Origin of the sequence: Ruegeria atlantica, assembly GCF_001458195.1 — a bacterium.
In the GTDB taxonomy this organism is placed as follows: Bacteria; Pseudomonadota; Alphaproteobacteria; order Rhodobacterales; family Rhodobacteraceae; genus Ruegeria; species Ruegeria atlantica.
On sequence record NZ_CYPU01000072.1, the window covers coordinates 131,997 to 148,124 of the forward strand.

Genomic DNA, 16,128 nt, shown 5'->3' on the forward strand with positions numbered 1-16,128 from the left:
AGGCATCGAACCGGTTGTCCATCACGCATGATCCATCATTTCTCATGCATCGCGGTGCCGACCGAAGAACAGGCCCTGCGGATCTGGAAGCATCGATACAGGCCCGCGAAATGATACGTTTTGCCATGGCAAAACCTGGCAGCACCTCCTATGAACAACGGGTACGACGAGGGAGACACCCATGGCCAACGATCTTTTCAATTCCTTCATGTCCGGTCCCGACGAACAGGGCCGGTTTGGCATCTTCGGCGGGCGGTTTGTCAGCGAAACGCTGATGCCGCTGATTCTGTCGCTGGAAGAGGAATATGAAAAGGCCAAAGATGATCCGACCTTCTGGGCCGAGATGGAAGATCTGTGGGCGAACTATGTGGGTCGCCCCTCGCCACTGTATTACGCGGAACGCCTGACCGAGCATCTGGGTGGCGCGAAAATCTATCTGAAACGCGACGAATTGAACCACACCGGCGCGCACAAGATTAACAATGTTCTGGGCCAGATCATTCTTGCGCGGCGCATGGGCAAGACGCGGATCATCGCGGAAACCGGGGCAGGGCAGCACGGTGTGGCAACTGCCACCGTCTGCGCCAAGTTCGGCCTGAAATGTGTTGTCTATATGGGGGCGCACGATGTGCAGCGTCAAGCGCCCAACGTGTTCCGTATGCGCCTGCTTGGTGCCGAGGTAATTCCGGTTACTTCCGGACGAGGCACGCTGAAGGACGCGATGAACGACGCGCTGCGTGACTGGGTGACCAATGTACGTGATACGTTCTATTGCATCGGTACCGTGGCGGGCCCGCACCCGTATCCGGCGATGGTGCGTGATTTCCAGTCGATCATCGGCAAGGAAGCCAAGGAACAGATGCAAAAGGCCGAAGGCCGTTTGCCCGACACGCTCATCGCCGCCATCGGCGGTGGGTCGAATGCGATGGGCCTGTTCTATCCGTTCCTTGACGACAAGAGCGTCAACATCATCGGTGTTGAGGCGGGCGGTAAAGGCGTGAATGAAAAGATGGAACATTGCGCCTCGCTGACCGGTGGTCGTCCGGGTGTGCTGCACGGAAACCGTACCTACCTGCTGCAGGATGATGACGGCCAGATCCTCGAAGGCTATTCGATTTCCGCCGGCCTGGATTACCCTGGTATTGGCCCCGAGCATTCTTGGCTGAATGATATCGGTCGCGCGAACTATGTCTCGATCACCGATAAAGAGGCGCTGGAAGCGTTCCAGCTGTGCTGTGCAACCGAAGGTATCATCCCGGCGTTGGAGCCCAGCCACGCGTTGGCGCATATCATGAAGATTGCGCCCGAACTGCCCAAGGATCACCTGATCTGCATGAACATGTGCGGTCGCGGGGACAAGGACGTACAGACGGTCGCCAAGTACCTGAACTTTGATATGTCCGACACCGAAGGTCGTACGGCTGGCTAACAATTATCCGGGGCTTTGCGTCCCGGGTCTTTCATGCCACGCTGCGTGGTATGCAGGACGCGTCCAGTTCAGATAAACTCGCTCAAAAATACGATCCCCGGCCCCCGGCTGGGCGGATAAGATGCGTCTGCTTGGGTATTTTGATGCCTATCTGGGGTTTCTGTCGATCGGTTCAGTAGATGATCTAGGCCGGAACGGGCTGGATGTGGGGTGCGGGACAGGCGCTTTTGCCGAGGCACGCGCGGTCATTCAACCCGAAGGTAAGGTCACACTGCTCGAGCCGTCCGGGAAAATGCTGAATCAGGCGGAGGGTGCGCTGGCCCTAAGAGGCGTTACAACCCATACCGCGCGATCCCGGTTGGAGGATTTTCCACCAGCCCAGCCTTTTGATTGCGTTCTGGCAGCCCATGTCCTTGAACATTGCCATAACCCTACCGATGCCCTGCGCCACATGCGCAGGCAGGCCGCGCCAGCGGCAAAGCTGTGGCTGGTCGTCAGCAAACCACACTGGTGCACGCGATTATCTGGCTTCAGTGGCGTCACCGGTCGTACAGAACGCAACAGGTGGCCAAGATGCTTAAGGAAGCGGGGTGGGTGTTGGAGGCCGAGCACAGTTTTCCAACTGGCCCGCCCTCGCGCACATCGCGCGGCTATCTGGCGCGCGCCGTATAAACATCAATCCGGTGTTGGCACATGGATTGATCAGTTCTGATGTAAAACCGTTTCGAATCCCTCGAACTGAGGTGGTCCGATCAGAGCCGACTGCGTCTTGCCGTTGCCAGCGTTTTTGTGCGCGTCCCGGAATTGTTGGGATTTGGTCCAGGCCTCGAAATCGCTGCGATTTTCCCAGATCACATGACTGGAATACAGCCGATACCCGTCGCCCTCGGGGCCTTTCAGAAGGCGGAACTCCTGAAATCCTTGCAGTTCTTTCAACCGGCTTTCGCGGTCTTTCCAAACGGATTCGAAATCGGCTTCGCTGCCCAAACGGACTTTGAAGCGGTTCATGGCGATAAAGCTCATACCCTACCTCGTTTTTTGACGGTTTCGCGCTTGCTAAACAAAGTGTCGGCTGGCGGGTTTCTTTGATGTCTTTTTGCGCCTGAGGTCAATCAGGTTCGACGGCATTTTCCCGTAAGATTCCAATGGGGACAATGTCCAGCGCCTGCTGATGCGTGGCCTCCAGATCAACTTTGGGCGCGCAGCCTTCGTCATGGGCCTGCAGGAACCTCCCGGCACACAGGCACCAGTTGTCGCCGGGCTTGAGACCGGGAAAATCGAACTCGGGGCGCGGTGTGCTCAGGTCATTGCCGACATACTTGGAATAGGCCAGAAACTCGGCCGTCATGACCGCGCAGACCGTGTGACTGCCCTGATCTTCGGCGCAGGTGTTACAGGCCCCGTCCCGAAAAAACCCGGTCTGTGGATCGCGGGAGCAGGGGGCAAGAACGCCCCCCAGAACGTTTATGCTGTCCAGTTTTTGCATGGGCACACCTTACAGGCTTTGGGCGATTGTGCGGAACATTTCTATGTTTGTTTCGTTGATGCCATCGTCACGGAAACTGCGATCAGCCCCGGTTGAAACGATAACAACACCGCGCGGTTGGTCGAAATAGATGTACTGACCATAAACGCCACGGGCCAGAAACTCACCTTCATGCGCGCCGACGGGGATCCACCACTGGTAGCCATACCCGATCTCTCCGGCTTCGGTCGGGGCGCTCGGAAAAACGGATTCCGCAATCCACTCGGCGGGCACGATCTGCTGGCCATTATGCTCGCCGTTTTGCAGGATCATCTGTCCAAACCGGGCAAAGTCGCGAGTGGTGAAGTTCAGCCCGCCCAAGACGAAAGCCACGCCAGCGCCGTCGGTGACATAGTAGCCGTCGCGTTCAAGGCCCAGAGGTTCAATGATCTTTTCGGTCAGCAAGTCAGCCACAGACCGGTCCGTCGCACCGCGAACAATCATGCCGATAACGTGGGTGTCGATCGAGACATATTGCCATGTCTCGCCGGGCTCGACGAACGTTTCGTTCAGCGAGGCGGTAAAGTCATCCAGCTCTCCACCCAGGGCGACGACGCGACCCATTCGGTTGATGTCGGAACTGTAGTCCAGATAATCCTCGTCGAAAGTCACACCGCTGGCCATGTTCAGAACATTGCGGATCGTTGCGCCGTCATAGGCGGTGCCCTGCAGTTTCGGGGCGTATTTGACCACCGGATCGTCCAGCGAGTCGATAGCGCCTTCGGCCATCAGGATGCCGAACAGGGCGGACAGATAGCTTTTGGCGACCGACCAGGATATCCGGCGATCCTCGGGGGCGGTCCCCAAATAGTATTCTTCGAACCTGATCTGCCCGTCCTGCATCACCAGCAAAGAGGTTACGGCCCGGTCTTCGACCCATTTGTCCGTGCCCTCGGGCAGGTCAAAACCGGGGCCGTAGGGCAGTTCGAATGTCGCACCTTCCCCCCTTGGCAGGTCGACAGTCAGGAAGGCGTCATCCATGTGAGAGAAATTGTGAATGATCTTTTCTTCGGAAAACAGAGAGTTCACGGCCATCAGGCGCTGAATCTCTTCGCGCTTCCAAACGCCAACGACCACCGCTGCCAGCACCAACATCAAAACGATGCGCAGCACCCATTTCATCAGGGTTCGCATATGTTACCTCCCGCTTTTGGTGTGTATTGGAGCGCGGACTGGCGCAGTTCGCAATTGAGACGTAGCGGCAACATCGTTGGTCTTACTTGAACTTGTCCATCAGTTTTTGCATGGCGGACCTGGTGTCCGCCTCGGGTTCAGGCGTAGCTGCAGCGACCGATTTCGAGGAGGCCGCAGCGGTTTTTGATGACCGTGGCGGTGCGGTGCGCAATGCGACCGCGTTCATGAATTTGCCACCATCGCCATCTGCCAAATGACCGGCACCGTCGGAAACCCCCCGCAAGACGTCTTCCAGCCAATCCGAATCTGCCTTGGCAAAGTCACTCAGGACATAAGGCGAGACCAGTTCTTTGCGGCCCGGATGCCCAATGCCCAGACGAACTCGATCATAGGCCGGGCTGATATGGTCATGGATCGACCGCAGACCGTTATGCCCGGCGTGACCTCCACCTGCTTTTGCACGCACCTTACCGGGCGCAAGATCCAGCTCGTCGTGAAAAACAGTCACATCGGTTGAGTCCAGCTTGTAAAAGCGCATAGCCTCACCCACGGATTGACCCGAGCGGTTCATGAAGGTTTGTGGCTTGATCAGCAGCACCTTTTCCGAGCCCAACCGCCCTTCGGCGATTTCTGCCTGAAACTTTGATTTCCACGGGCCGAAACCGTGATCGCCGGCAATCTTGTCCAATGCCATAAAACCGATATTGTGCCGGTTCCGGGCATATTTCTGCCCTGGATTGCCCAGTCCGACAAAAAGTTTCATGGTTCTGCCCCGCGCGTCATTGTACGACTTGTTTCCTCATGCCCCGAATTGGATTGGAATTCCAGTGAGACTTCGTCTGCCATTGCCTGTCGCTAACAGTAGCAAGTGAGGCGCGCCTGGCCAGTAGGGGCCGTGATTTCAACCTGCCTGAGCGAATGACGGAGCCGGCGGCAAGCAAGTGCGAAGATCCGCATTCCACAAAAAAACGGGGCTCCAGAGGAACCCCGTTTCAAATTCAAGGTACAGAAACCTGAACTTATTCTTCGGCTTCCTGACCGACGACTTCAACTTCGTCTACGGCCACTTCGCCCTCTTCACCCTCTTCGTCATCATCCGTTACCAGACCGGTCGGTGCCGAGATGTTTGCGATCACGAAGTCACGATCGATGGTCGGCTTGGTGCCTTCCGGCAGGTCGACCGACGAAATGGTGGCAACGTCGTTGATGTTCATGCCGGTCACGTCAACAGTGATCTTCTCAGGAATATCACCTGCGGTGCACAGCAGTTCGACTTCCGGACGGACAACCGTCAAAACGCCGCCCTTTTTGATGCCGGGTGCTTCTTCCTCGTTGATGAACTCAACCGGGATGAACAGCGCGATCTTGGTGGTGCGACGCAGGCGCATCAGATCCAGGTGGGTCGGCAGGTCTTTGACGACGTCACGCTGAACGTCGCGGCAGATGACGCGGACGTCTTCTTGGCCTTCAACCTTCAGGTTCCACAGGGTCGACTTAAACCGGCCAGCTTTCAGGCGCTTGAACAGTTCGTTGAACGGGATCTGAATCGGCAGCGGTTCTTTGTCGCCGCCAAATACGATGCCCGGAACCATGCCGTCGCGGCGTGCCTGACGAGCGGCGCCCTTGCCTGTCCCCGTCCGTTCCAGAGCTACGAGATCAGGAATCTCTCCAGCCATGATAATTCTCCAATGTTAGGGCGGGCATCCTCCAAGGCTGTATGCCCGCGTGAAGCCGCGTCCTTAGCTTGAATTGTCAGGTTTGGAAAGGGGTTTTTAGCGGTCTTCATACTTTGCGAGGCTCTGCCTCGTGCTCCGGGATATTTGGGGCCAGATGAAGAGCGGATCCCCTGCTTCAACTGGCAAAAAAAATATCCCGGGGGATTCGCAGTTTGCTGCGGTGGGCGTAGAGCCCTTTTTAACATGGCTTGCTGAAAGGTTTTGAGAGATCAGGCTTGCCATCGGCCGCCGAAACCCTCGGGGATCAGCAGGTTGTGACGACCCAGACTGCTCACATTCCGCTCGCCGCACAGGGCCATCGTGGTATCCAGTTCTTTGTGGATGATATCCAGCGCAGTCGTGACACCTTGTTGGCCCATCGCACCCAGCCCATAGACAAAAGCGCGACCGATGTAAGTGCCCTTGGCCCCAAGTGCCAGCGCTTTGAGAACGTCCTGCCCGGATCGGATGCCGCTGTCCAGATGGACTTCGACGTCATCACCAACTGCGTCCATGATTTCAGGCAAAACGCGGATCGAACTGAGCGCCCCGTCCAACTGTCGCCCGCCGTGGTTTGAAACAACGATGGCCTCTGCGCCCAGCTTAGCCGCCATCTTCGCGTCTTCGGCATCCAGAATGCCTTTCAGGATCACCTTGCCGCCCCATTGTTCCATCAGCTTTTCGACCTTTTTCCAATCGAGGCTGGGGTCGAATTGCTCGGCCGTCCACGCGCCCAGCGATGAGGCGTCAGAAACGCCTTCGGCATGACCAACGATATTGCCAAATTCGCGCCGATGTGCGCCTAGCATTTCTATCCCCCAAGCCCATTTAGTCATGAGGTTTGCGATTGTCTTGGCGGTCAGTTTCGGAGGCGCGGACAAGCCATTTTTCAGATCTTTGTGACGCTGCCCCAGAATTTGCAGGTCCAGGGTGATCACCAATGCCGAACAATTGGCATCCTTGGCGCGCTGGATCAGGCGACCGACGTAATCCTGATCCTTCATTGCATAAAGCTGAAACCAAAAAGGTTTGCTTGTATGCCCTGCGACATCCTCGATCGAATTGATCGACATGGTCGATAGGGTGAAGGGCACGCCGAATTCCTCGGCAGCCTTTGCGGCCTTCATCTCACCGTCCGCGTGCTGCATGCCTGTCAGGCCCACTGGGGCCAGAGCCACCGGCATCGCAACATCCTGCCCGATCATCTGCGATGCAGTCGAGCGCCCGTCCATGTCCACGGCGACCCGCTGGCGCAGCCTGATATCTTCGAAATCCGAGCTGTTGTCGCGGAAGGTCTGTTCGGTCCAGCTACCGCTTTCGGCATAGTCGAAAAACATGCGCGGCACGCGGCGTTCGTAGATACGTTTCAGGTCGTCGATATTGGTAATGACGGGCATGAGGTTCGGCCTTCGCAGTATTGGTGATGTTTGTTACCAACCATTTGAGGCCGTCGCAACGCTGGGACGTTGCGAGGCAACGCCGCGTTTCCCGGGGCAACAAAAAACGCGGTCGGACAGGGCCGATCGCGTTGAAATTTGATCAGACCTCGCTCAGGCCGAGTGGGCGCCGTCAGCCAGAGATTTCACGAAATCCAAAACTTCGCCGGTGGGCTTGCCCGCAGCGATCTGGCTGACGATAGCAGAGCCAACCACAGCACCATCAGCAACAGTTGCGATTGCCTGTGATTTTTCAGGTGTATTGATTCCGAACCCGACGATCACTGGTAAATCGGTTGCGGACTTGATGCGGGCGACCTCGGGGCCAACATTTGTGGCTTGGGCTTCGGCCGCACCCGTAATGCCGGTGATCGATACGTAATACACAAAGCCCGATGTGTTCTGCAGAACGCGGGGCAAGCGCTTGTCATCGGTGGTTGGCGTGGCCAGACGGATAAAGTTCAGACCTGCAGCTTGTGCGGGCAGGCACAGCTCTTCATCTTCTTCTGGTGGCAGGTCGACGACGATCAGCCCATCAATTCCGACCTCTTTGGCATCTGCAAGAAATTTGTCGACACCGCGGCTGTAGATCGGATTGTAGTAGCCCATCAGCACAATCGGAGTGGTGTCGTCGGTCTCGCGGAACGCTCGGGCCAGATCCAAAGTCCGCTGCAAAGTCATGCCGCTGTCCAGTGCCCGTTGACCGGCGGCCTGGATCGTCGGGCCGTCTGCCATCGGATCGGTAAAGGGCAGGCCCAGTTCGATGACATCGACACCTGCGCCGGGCAGGCCCTTTACGATCTCAAGAGAGGTCTCGAAATCCGGGTCTCCGGCCATGATGTAGGCGACGAACGCCTTCTTTCCCTGTTCTTTCAGAGCGGCGAACTTGGCGTCGATACGTGTCATAAGCTGTCCTTGCAATCAGGTTCAGACCTGATGTGCAGAAACTTTGAGAGGAAATCAATCCCGGTTCGCAGCGCAGCCCCTAGAACGCAAGGTGGTATCGCAGCAGCACCGAATTGACGCCCGGATTTTCCTGTTGCGTGCTTGCATTGGATTTATGCGTAATCGCCACCGAGACTTTGTTGCCGCTGTTCAGCGTATAACCGACGCCCAACAGGCTGCGGATTTGGAAACTGCCACCCAGGTCGTTCAGTTCCTCTGATTTAGAGAAATAGCCGGGCATGACGCTGCCCTCTACGAACCAGCGTTCAGCGAAAGTTTATGTACCGATCAGGCCAGCACCCACATGGACGTCACCGGCTTCGTCCACGGTCAGCGCACCGCCCCATGTCGCGGACAGGCGTGTAGCCTCGTAGAAAGGGCGGTGATGGTGTTCGACCGAAAAGGCGGCCTGGTCTTTAGCGTCACTTTCGGAAAAATCTGCGTATCCAGCACTGAAGACAACTGATTGCGTGTGTGCGGATGTCGCGGCGAAAAGAACCCCAAGGGCAAGAACGAAAGATCTCATGTCAGCATTCACAATTCAATTTTTTCTAAATTGCTGACTGGTGATTCTATTGCTCTCATTTCAATGTGAGCAAGCGCACAAAGCCGTGACAATCAATTGTGTTGTCAAAACGCCCCTGCGTACCTAATGCGCCCGCTGGCTTGCGCATTGTGCCCGACCTGCATAGAAGCTGCGCTCGAATGCTATGCAGGAGGCCGTCATGGGCTTTAAAATGGGAATCGTGGGTCTGCCGAATGTGGGTAAGTCGACCCTCTTCAATGCGCTGACCAAAACCGCAGCTGCGCAGGCGGCGAATTTCCCGTTCTGCACGATCGAACCCAATGTGGGCGATGTGGCCGTCCCTGACGACCGGCTGGACAAACTGGCCACCATCGCAAGCTCCAAGCAAATCATTCCGACGCGCATTACGTTTGTGGATATTGCCGGTCTGGTGAAGGGTGCTTCGAAAGGTGAGGGGCTGGGCAACCAGTTTCTGGCCAACATCCGTGAAACCGACGCCATCGCCCACGTGCTGCGCTGTTTCGAAGATGGCGATGTGACCCACGTGGACGGCCGCGTCGATCCTGTGGCCGATGCCGACACCATCGAGACCGAGTTGATGTTGGCCGATCTGGAAAGCATCGAAAAGCGCCGCGCCAATCTGGTGCGAAAGCTGAAAGGCAATGACAAAGAGGCGCAGCAGCAGGAACGTTTGCTGGCCCAAGCGCAGGCGATGCTGGAAGACGGCAAACCCGCGCGTCTGGTCGAAGTCTCTGACGAAGACGCCAAGGCATGGACGATGCTGCAGCTACTGACCACGAAACCGGTTCTCTATGTCTGCAACGTGTCCGAGGAAGAAGCCGCCGAGGGTAACGAATATTCCGCCCGCGTGGCTGAAATGGCCGCAACCCAGGGCAATTCCCACGTCATCATCAGCGCCAAGATCGAAGAAGAGATTAGTCTGCTGGAAGAAGACGAGGCGCAGATGTTCCTGGAGGAAATGGGTCTGGAAGAGCCAGGCCTCGACCGTCTAATCCGTGCCGGCTATGACCTGCTCAAGCTGGAAACCTATTTCACAGTCGGCCCGAAAGAGGCCCGCGCCTGGACCATCCGAACCGGCACCGCTGCGCCACAGGCCGCTGGTGTGATCCATGGCGATTTCGAAAAAGGTTTCATTCGCGCTGAGACGATCGCCTATGACGACTACATCGCTGCGAATGGCGAACAGGGCGCGAAAGAGGCGGGTAAGATGCGGGCCGAAGGTAAGGGCTATATCGTCAAAGACGGCGATGTGATGCACTTCTTGTTCAACACCTGAGGATACCTCGACTTCATGACAGAGATTGATGAGACTGCGCTTCACTGTTCCACTCTTGTTGGAAGGATGGCCCACTCTCTGAAGTTGCGTTTCACACGCCATGAAGCTTGGGCACTGAAAGTTGCGAAGAAAGTGCCTGTTGTGGGCTTTTTTACATTTGGAACGTTATGGGTTTGGTTCTTTTTACCCATGATCCCTATTGGTATTTTCTGCGTCTGGCTACTTGAGAACGCTGGCGTGATTGGCGCAATAGCCTCAACGGTTCTGGGGGTTGGTGGATTGGCGATCGTCGCCCCATGGTTCTTTCGATGGTACTTCATCTGTTTGGGTCTGATATTTGGGCGCAAAAGAATGGCGCTTTTGAAAGAGGATCAAGTCTCAAGCCGGTTGAAATGCTTGCAAGGCGGGTCGCCTTTTCCCTGAACAGCAGGCTCAGAACTCCGGTTGAATAAGTGTACGCTGACCGTGCGCCCTCCACATACTCACGCTTTTCTCTTTGGCCCAAACCTCGATAGTGTAATTTGCAACATGCCATCCGAGAAAACTCCAAATGATCGAAATCCGCGACCTGCAATTGCTTAGCGCCTTGGCGCGGCATCGTCATTTTGCCAAGGCGGCAGAAGAATGCGGGATTTCTCAGCCAGCGTTTTCCATGCGCATTCGGAACCTCGAGGACCGGCTGGGAGTCTCAATCGTACGCCGCGCCAATAGGTTTCAGGGCCTGACTGAAGAAGGCGAGATGATCGTCCAGCGCGCGCGGCGCATTCTGGATGACACAAAGGCGCTGGAACAGCAGGTTCTGGCCTCGAAGGGTGAGATTACCGGGACACTCAAACTCGGCGTAATCCCAACCGCGATTGCCTTCACCGGACGGCTGATCAAGCGGCTGCATCAGGCGCATCCGCGCGTTGTCACACGGATCGAAACCATGTCGGCCTCGTCCATTCAGCACCGGTTGGATGAGGGTAGTCTGGATGCGGGGATCACTTATGGCGACAGTATTGGCACCGACTTGCGGCAGGTGCAGCCGTTGTACGAAGAGACTTACGTGCTATTGATCCCGTCACATATGACCGCAGAAATCGGGCCGATACCATGGACACAGGTCGCCGAGTTTCCACTCAGCCTGCTTGAGCCGCAGATGCAGAACCGTCGTATTCTGGACCGCATCTTCGCTGAGCAGGGGCTCCATCCCCAAGTAGTCGCAGAAACCAGTGGCTTTACCGCCTCAATGGTCATGGCGCGTGAAGGGCTGGCAGCCACCGTTGTCCCCCGCGTTCTGGTTAGGGCGCTGGGCGATCTTAAGGGTACGAAAGTGCTGCCTCTGGTCGATCCTGTTGTAAGTAAACCGATTTGTCTGGCCACCTTAAGCCGAGACCCGGAATTGCCGACGGTTGGGGCTTTGCGCGCTGTGGTGACGTCTTTACGGTGATAAGGTGTCGTTATCGTGCGATAGCGATAAGCGATTTGACGATATGCTATTCTGATGAGATACGGGGCCTTAATCGGAGGGCATCATGGCACCATTAGATACCAAGCCATCAGGCGCACCCAAGGGCGTCTGGAAGTCAGGTAAAGGCAAAGGGCGGCACACGCCCAAAGGCCGTCAATTCACGGATGAGGCGCAGGCCGAGATCGCGCGCCTGCTGGGCGACCGCCCGCGTCGTCGCGATCTGTTGATCGAATTCCTGCATTTGATCCAGGATGAGCACGGCCATATCAGCGCCGACCATATCGCCGCGCTGGCGGTTGAGATGCGGATCGGTCAGGCCGAGATCTACGAGACCGCGACGTTTTATGCCCATTTCGACGTGGTGAAAGAAGGCGAGGTGCCTCCGCCCGCGCTGACGATCCGTGTCTGTGATTCTCTGTCCTGCGAAATGGCCGGTGCCCAGCAGTTGCAGAAGGCACTGGAAGATGGCTTGGATGAACCCGAAGTGCGTGTGGTGCGCGCGCCCTGCATGGGGCGTTGCGATACGGCCCCGGTGCTTGAGATTGGCCACAACCACATCGACCATGCGACCCCTGAAAAGGTGCAGGCCGCAATTGCCGCTGGTGATACTCACGCCCATCTGCCCGATTACGAAACCTTCGCCGCCTATGAGGCAAACGGTGGCTACGCCAAGCTGAAAGAGCTGCGCGAGAGCGGCGACTGGGAGAAAGTACAAGAAGACGTTTTGTCCTCAGGCCTGCGCGGTTTGGGTGGTGCTGGCTTCCCGTCCGGCAAGAAATGGGGCTTTGTACGCATGAACGAAGGCACCCGCTATCTGGCCGTGAACGGTGACGAGGGCGAACCCGGTACTTTCAAAGACCGTTATTATCTAGAGCGTGCGCCGCATGTTTTCCTTGAGGGTATGCTGATCGCTGCTTGGGCGGTCGAGGCAGAGACGTGCTTCATCTACATGCGTGACGAATACCCGGCGGTGCTGGAAATCCTCGCCCGCGAGATTGCCGCGTTGGAAGAGGCCGGGATCGTCGAAAAGGGTTACATTGACCTGCGCCGGGGTGCTGGTGCTTACATCTGCGGTGAAGAATCCGCGATGATCGAGTCGATCGAGGGTAAGAAGGGCCTGCCGCGCCACCGTCCTCCGTTTGTGGCGCAGGTTGGGGTCTTTAATCGTCCGACCTTGGTGCACAATGTCGAGACGCTGTATTGGGTCTCGAAGATCTGCCGCGAAGGGCCGCAGATTCTGAACTCTGTCGAAAAAAATGGTCGCAAGGGCCTGCGCAGCTATTCAATCTCGGGGCGGGTGACCAAGCCGGGTGTTTACCTGCTGCCTGCGGGTTCGACCATATTGGACGTGATTGAGGCCGCTGGCGGCATGATCGAAGGTCAGATCTTCAAAGCGTATCAGCCGGGTGGTCCATCCTCGGGTCTGCTGCCTGCGTCGATGGACGATATCCCATTGGATTTTGACACGCTGCAGCCACATGGCACCTTTATCGGATCCGCCGCTGTGGTGGTTCTGTCCGATCAGGACACCGCACGCGATGCAGCGCTGAACATGCTGCGCTTCTTCGAAGATGAAAGCTGTGGGCAGTGCACACCTTGCCGGGCGGGCTGCGAAAAGGCTGTGAAGCTGATGCAGGCTGACAAGTGGGATCAGGATCTTCTGGAAGATCTGTGCCAGGTCATGGGCGATGCCTCGATCTGCGGTCTGGGGCAGGCGGCCCCGAACCCGATCCGTCTGGTCATGAAACACTTTGCTGACGAAATCTGAGGGAGACAGAGCCATGCTTGATGCAAGCCCAACCAAGACCGTCACCTTCAACCTGAACGGCGATGATGTCACCGTGCCCGAGGGCTGGACCATCTGGGAAGCCGCCAAGGGGCAGGGGTTCACGATCCCGCACTTATGTCACAAGCCTCAACTCGGCTATAAACCGGATGGCAACTGTCGCGCCTGTATGGTCGAGGTGGAGGGCGAGCGCACTCTGGTCGCCTCGTGCATCCGTCCGGTTGCGGACGGAATGGTGGTAATAACCGATAGCGACCGGGCCGAGAAATCGCGCGCCATGGTCATGGAATTGCTGGTCGCCGACCAACCCGAAGAGGCGCACGATAAATCTAGCCACTTCTGGGAGATGGCCAAGCTGAACGATGTCAGCGACAGGCGCTTCCCGGCGAAAGAGGCCGAGAAGATCCCTCTGCTGGATGACAGCCACGTTGCGATGCGCGTCAATCTGGACGCTTGCATCAACTGCAACCTCTGTGTCCGTGCTTGTCGCGACGTGCAGGTGAATGACGTGATCGGCATGGCCGGTCGCGGACACACCGCGCAGGTGGTGTTTGACCAGAACGACCCGATGGGGGATTCGACCTGTGTCGCCTGTGGTGAATGTGTTCAAGCCTGCCCGACCGGTGCGTTGATGCCAGCCACTGTGTTGGACGAAAAGCAGCAGGGCGACAGCAAAGACTACGATTCCGAGACCGAAAGCGTCTGCCCGTTCTGCGGCGTCGGCTGCAAAGTCTCGCTGAAGGTCAAGGACGGCAAGGTCAAGTATGTCGAGGGCATCAACGGCCCGGCCAACGAAGGCCGCTTATGCGTCAAAGGCCGCTTTGGTTTCGACTATATCCACCACCCACACCGCCTGACCAAACCGCTGATCCGGCGTGAGGATGCGCCTGCAAAAGGGTTGAATGTCGATCCGGGCAATCTGGGCACTCATTTCCGCGAGGCGACTTGGGAAGAGGCAATGGATCTGGCGGCCACCAAGCTGAAGGCGCTGCGTGATGAAGATCCGCGCAACGTTGCTGGCTTTGGTTCGGCCAAATGCACCAACGAAGAAGCTTATCTTTTCCAGAAGTTCATTCGTCAGGGCTTCAAGCACAACAACGTCGACCACTGCACCCGTCTGTGCCATGCCTCGTCCGTGGCGGCGCTGATCGAGAACGTGGGCTCAGGCGCGGTGACGGCCACCTTTAACGAGGTCGAGAACTCGGATGTGGTTATCATCATCGGGGCCAACCCAATCGAAAACCACCCCGTGGCGGCAACCTACTTCAAGCAGTTCACCAAGCGCGGTGGCAAGCTGATCGTGATGGACCCGCGCGGCGTCGGTATGCGCAAGTTCGCAGACGAAATGCTGCAGTTCCGCCCCGGTGCCGATGTTTCGATGCTCAACGCGATCATGAACGTGATCGTCGAAGAGGAACTGTACGACAGCCAGTACATCCACCGCTGGACCGAGAACTGGGAAGCCGAAAAAGAGCATCTGCGCGCCTTCACGCCCGAGGCAATGGCGCCCATTTGTGGCATTGAGTCAGAACAGCTGCGCCGTGTCGCGCGTACCTTCGCGCAGGCTAAGGCTGGTCTGATCTTCTGGGGTATGGGCGTCAGTCAGCACATTCACGGCACCGATAACTCGCGCTGCCTGATCTCGCTGGCATTGATGACCGGCAATGTTGGTAAACCCGGCGCGGGTCTGCACCCGCTGCGTGGCCAGAACAACGTGCAGGGCGCGTCTGACGCGGGTCTGATCCCGATGTTCCTGCCAGATTATCAGTCGGTTATGGATGACGGCATTCGGGCCAAATTCAACAACGTCTGGAACTCGGACGACTTCTCTAACGAGAAGGGCCTGACCGTCACCGAGATCATTGATCAGGCCTACGCGGGTAACATCAAGGGCATGTATATTCAGGGTGAAAACCCGGCTATGTCCGACCCTGATGTTGGTCACGCACGGGAAGCTTTGGCAAAGTTGGAGCTGATGATCGTGCAGGATATCTTCCTGACCGAAACGGCCAACTATGCCGACATCATCCTGCCTGCCTCGGCGTTGTATGAAAAGAACGGCACCGTGTCGAACACCAACCGTCAGGTTCAGCGTGTGCGTCCGGCTGTGGCACCTCCGGGTGAGGCGCGTGAGGACTGGAAAATCACCGTTGAGCTTGCGCAGCGCATCGGGCTGAACTGGGATTACACCGATGTAAGCCAGGTGTTTGATGAGATGAAGCTGACCATGGCGTCACTCGACAACATCACCTGGGAGCGGCTTGAGACCGAGACAATCACCTATCCGTCGCTCAGTGAAACCGATCCGGGACAGGCGATCGTGTTCGGTGATGGCTTCCCGCGGACAGACGGACGGGCCAAGTTCACCCCGGCCAGTGTCATCCCGCCGGATGAAGCGCCGGATGAGGAATACCCGATGATTGCCACAACCGGCCGTCAGCTGGAACACTGGCACACCGGGTCGATGACTCGCCGGTCCAACGTTCTGGATGCTGTGGAACCGGAAGCAAACTGTTCGATGAACCCGCGCCAGCTGAAACTGATGGGGATTGAGCCGGGCGAAATTATCCGTCTCACCACGCGGCGTGGCTCGATCGAGATCATGGTTCGAGCCGACCGGGCGATCGCCGAAGATATGGTGTTCATCCCGTTCGCCTATGTCGAGGCGGCGGCGAACATTCTGACCAACTCGGCCATCGACCCTTACGGCAAGATCCCCGAGTTCAAGTTCTCGGCCATTCGCGTCGAAAAGATCGAAGACGCCATCGCGGCCGAGTGAATCCGTCACATACAGTCTTGGAAAGGCGGCCCATTGGGTCGCCTTTTTCTTTCCTTGACAGCAGCTTACCTGCGGCCAACCCTGTCACCGTTCTTGGTGGAGG

The 16,128-nt window shown here is 57.2% G+C and carries 15 protein-coding genes and 1 pseudogene; 7 read left to right on the plus strand and 9 right to left on the minus strand.

What is annotated here, in order from left to right; genetic code table 11:
* The first annotated feature begins 181 nt into the window (after positions 1 to 181).
* Positions 182 to 1,429 carry a tryptophan synthase subunit beta gene (gene trpB / locus RUA4292_RS21645; RefSeq protein ID WP_058279474.1) on the plus strand — a complete coding sequence of 416 codons (1,248 nt, stop codon included), beginning with the start codon at positions 182 to 184 and terminating at the stop codon, positions 1,427 to 1,429.
* Positions 1,430 to 1,550: 121 nt separating this feature from the next.
* Entirely contained in the window at positions 1,551 to 2,141 is a 591-nt protein-coding gene (locus RUA4292_RS21650; protein ID WP_233493515.1) for a class I SAM-dependent methyltransferase, read from the plus strand.
* Here RUA4292_RS21650 and hmuQ read toward each other — a convergent pair.
* The 9 genes and pseudogenes from hmuQ to RUA4292_RS25425 all read right to left on the minus strand — a co-directional run bounded on the left by hmuQ (position 2,132) and on the right by RUA4292_RS25425 (position 8,710).
* Positions 2,132 to 2,452, minus strand: a complete 321-nt coding sequence (gene hmuQ, locus RUA4292_RS21655) for a heme-degrading protein HmuQ (protein WP_058279475.1) — start codon at positions 2,450 to 2,452, stop codon at positions 2,132 to 2,134. The two genes, RUA4292_RS21650 and hmuQ, sit on opposite strands and share 10 nt — an antisense overlap.
* A gap of 85 nt (positions 2,453 to 2,537) precedes the next feature.
* The gene (locus RUA4292_RS21660; protein WP_058279476.1) at positions 2,538 to 2,915 is read right to left on the minus strand and encodes a DUF2237 family protein; all 378 of its coding nucleotides are present in this window, start codon (positions 2,913 to 2,915) and stop codon (positions 2,538 to 2,540) included.
* 9 nt (positions 2,916 to 2,924) lie between these two features.
* Positions 2,925 to 4,088, minus strand: coding sequence for a serine hydrolase domain-containing protein (locus RUA4292_RS21665; RefSeq protein WP_058279477.1), 1,164 nt, complete (start codon positions 4,086 to 4,088; stop codon positions 2,925 to 2,927).
* An 82-nt stretch (positions 4,089 to 4,170) separates the two neighbouring features.
* On the minus strand, positions 4,171 to 4,851 hold the full coding sequence (gene pth / locus RUA4292_RS21670) for an aminoacyl-tRNA hydrolase (protein ID WP_058279478.1): 681 nt from the start codon (positions 4,849 to 4,851) through the stop codon (positions 4,171 to 4,173).
* Between the two features lie 256 nt (positions 4,852 to 5,107).
* A complete protein-coding gene (locus tag RUA4292_RS21675; RefSeq protein WP_058279479.1) occupies positions 5,108 to 5,764 on the minus strand; it encodes a 50S ribosomal protein L25/general stress protein Ctc in 657 nt (218 codons plus the stop codon).
* Between the two features lie 269 nt (positions 5,765 to 6,033).
* Positions 6,034 to 7,200, minus strand: coding sequence for an alpha-hydroxy acid oxidase (locus RUA4292_RS21680; RefSeq protein ID WP_058279480.1), 1,167 nt, complete (start codon positions 7,198 to 7,200; stop codon positions 6,034 to 6,036).
* A 153-nt stretch (positions 7,201 to 7,353) separates the two neighbouring features.
* A complete protein-coding gene (trpA, locus tag RUA4292_RS21685; protein WP_058279481.1) occupies positions 7,354 to 8,145 on the minus strand; it encodes a tryptophan synthase subunit alpha in 792 nt (263 codons plus the stop codon).
* Between the two features lie 79 nt (positions 8,146 to 8,224).
* Positions 8,225 to 8,437 (minus strand): annotated as a pseudogene (locus tag RUA4292_RS25420) (acyloxyacyl hydrolase); the annotation flags it as partial.
* Positions 8,438 to 8,461: 24 nt separating this feature from the next.
* The gene (locus RUA4292_RS25425; RefSeq protein WP_233493517.1) at positions 8,462 to 8,710 is read right to left on the minus strand and encodes a hypothetical protein; all 249 of its coding nucleotides are present in this window, start codon (positions 8,708 to 8,710) and stop codon (positions 8,462 to 8,464) included.
* 199 nt (positions 8,711 to 8,909) lie between these two features.
* Here RUA4292_RS25425 and ychF point away from each other — a divergent pair, with 199 nt between their 5' ends.
* The 5 genes from ychF (at position 8,910) to fdhF (ending at position 16,025) form a co-directional block, all read left to right on the plus strand.
* A complete protein-coding gene (gene ychF, locus RUA4292_RS21695; RefSeq protein WP_058279541.1) occupies positions 8,910 to 10,007 on the plus strand; it encodes a redox-regulated ATPase YchF in 1,098 nt (365 codons plus the stop codon).
* Positions 10,008 to 10,196: 189 nt separating this feature from the next.
* The gene (locus RUA4292_RS25430; RefSeq protein WP_233493518.1) at positions 10,197 to 10,430 is read left to right on the plus strand and encodes a hypothetical protein; all 234 of its coding nucleotides are present in this window, start codon (positions 10,197 to 10,199) and stop codon (positions 10,428 to 10,430) included.
* Positions 10,431 to 10,557: 127 nt separating this feature from the next.
* Positions 10,558 to 11,439, plus strand: a complete 882-nt coding sequence (locus tag RUA4292_RS21705; protein ID WP_058279483.1) for a LysR family transcriptional regulator — start codon at positions 10,558 to 10,560, stop codon at positions 11,437 to 11,439.
* Positions 11,440 to 11,524: 85 nt separating this feature from the next.
* Positions 11,525 to 13,228: an NAD(P)H-dependent oxidoreductase subunit E gene (locus tag RUA4292_RS21710; RefSeq protein WP_058279484.1), complete on the plus strand. Its 1,704-nt coding sequence runs from the start codon at positions 11,525 to 11,527 to the stop codon at positions 13,226 to 13,228.
* Positions 13,229 to 13,241: 13 nt separating this feature from the next.
* Complete coding sequence (gene fdhF, locus RUA4292_RS21715; RefSeq protein ID WP_058279485.1) at positions 13,242 to 16,025, plus strand: formate dehydrogenase subunit alpha; 2,784 nt, start codon at positions 13,242 to 13,244, stop codon at positions 16,023 to 16,025.
* The last annotated feature ends 103 nt before the right edge of the window (positions 16,026 to 16,128 follow it).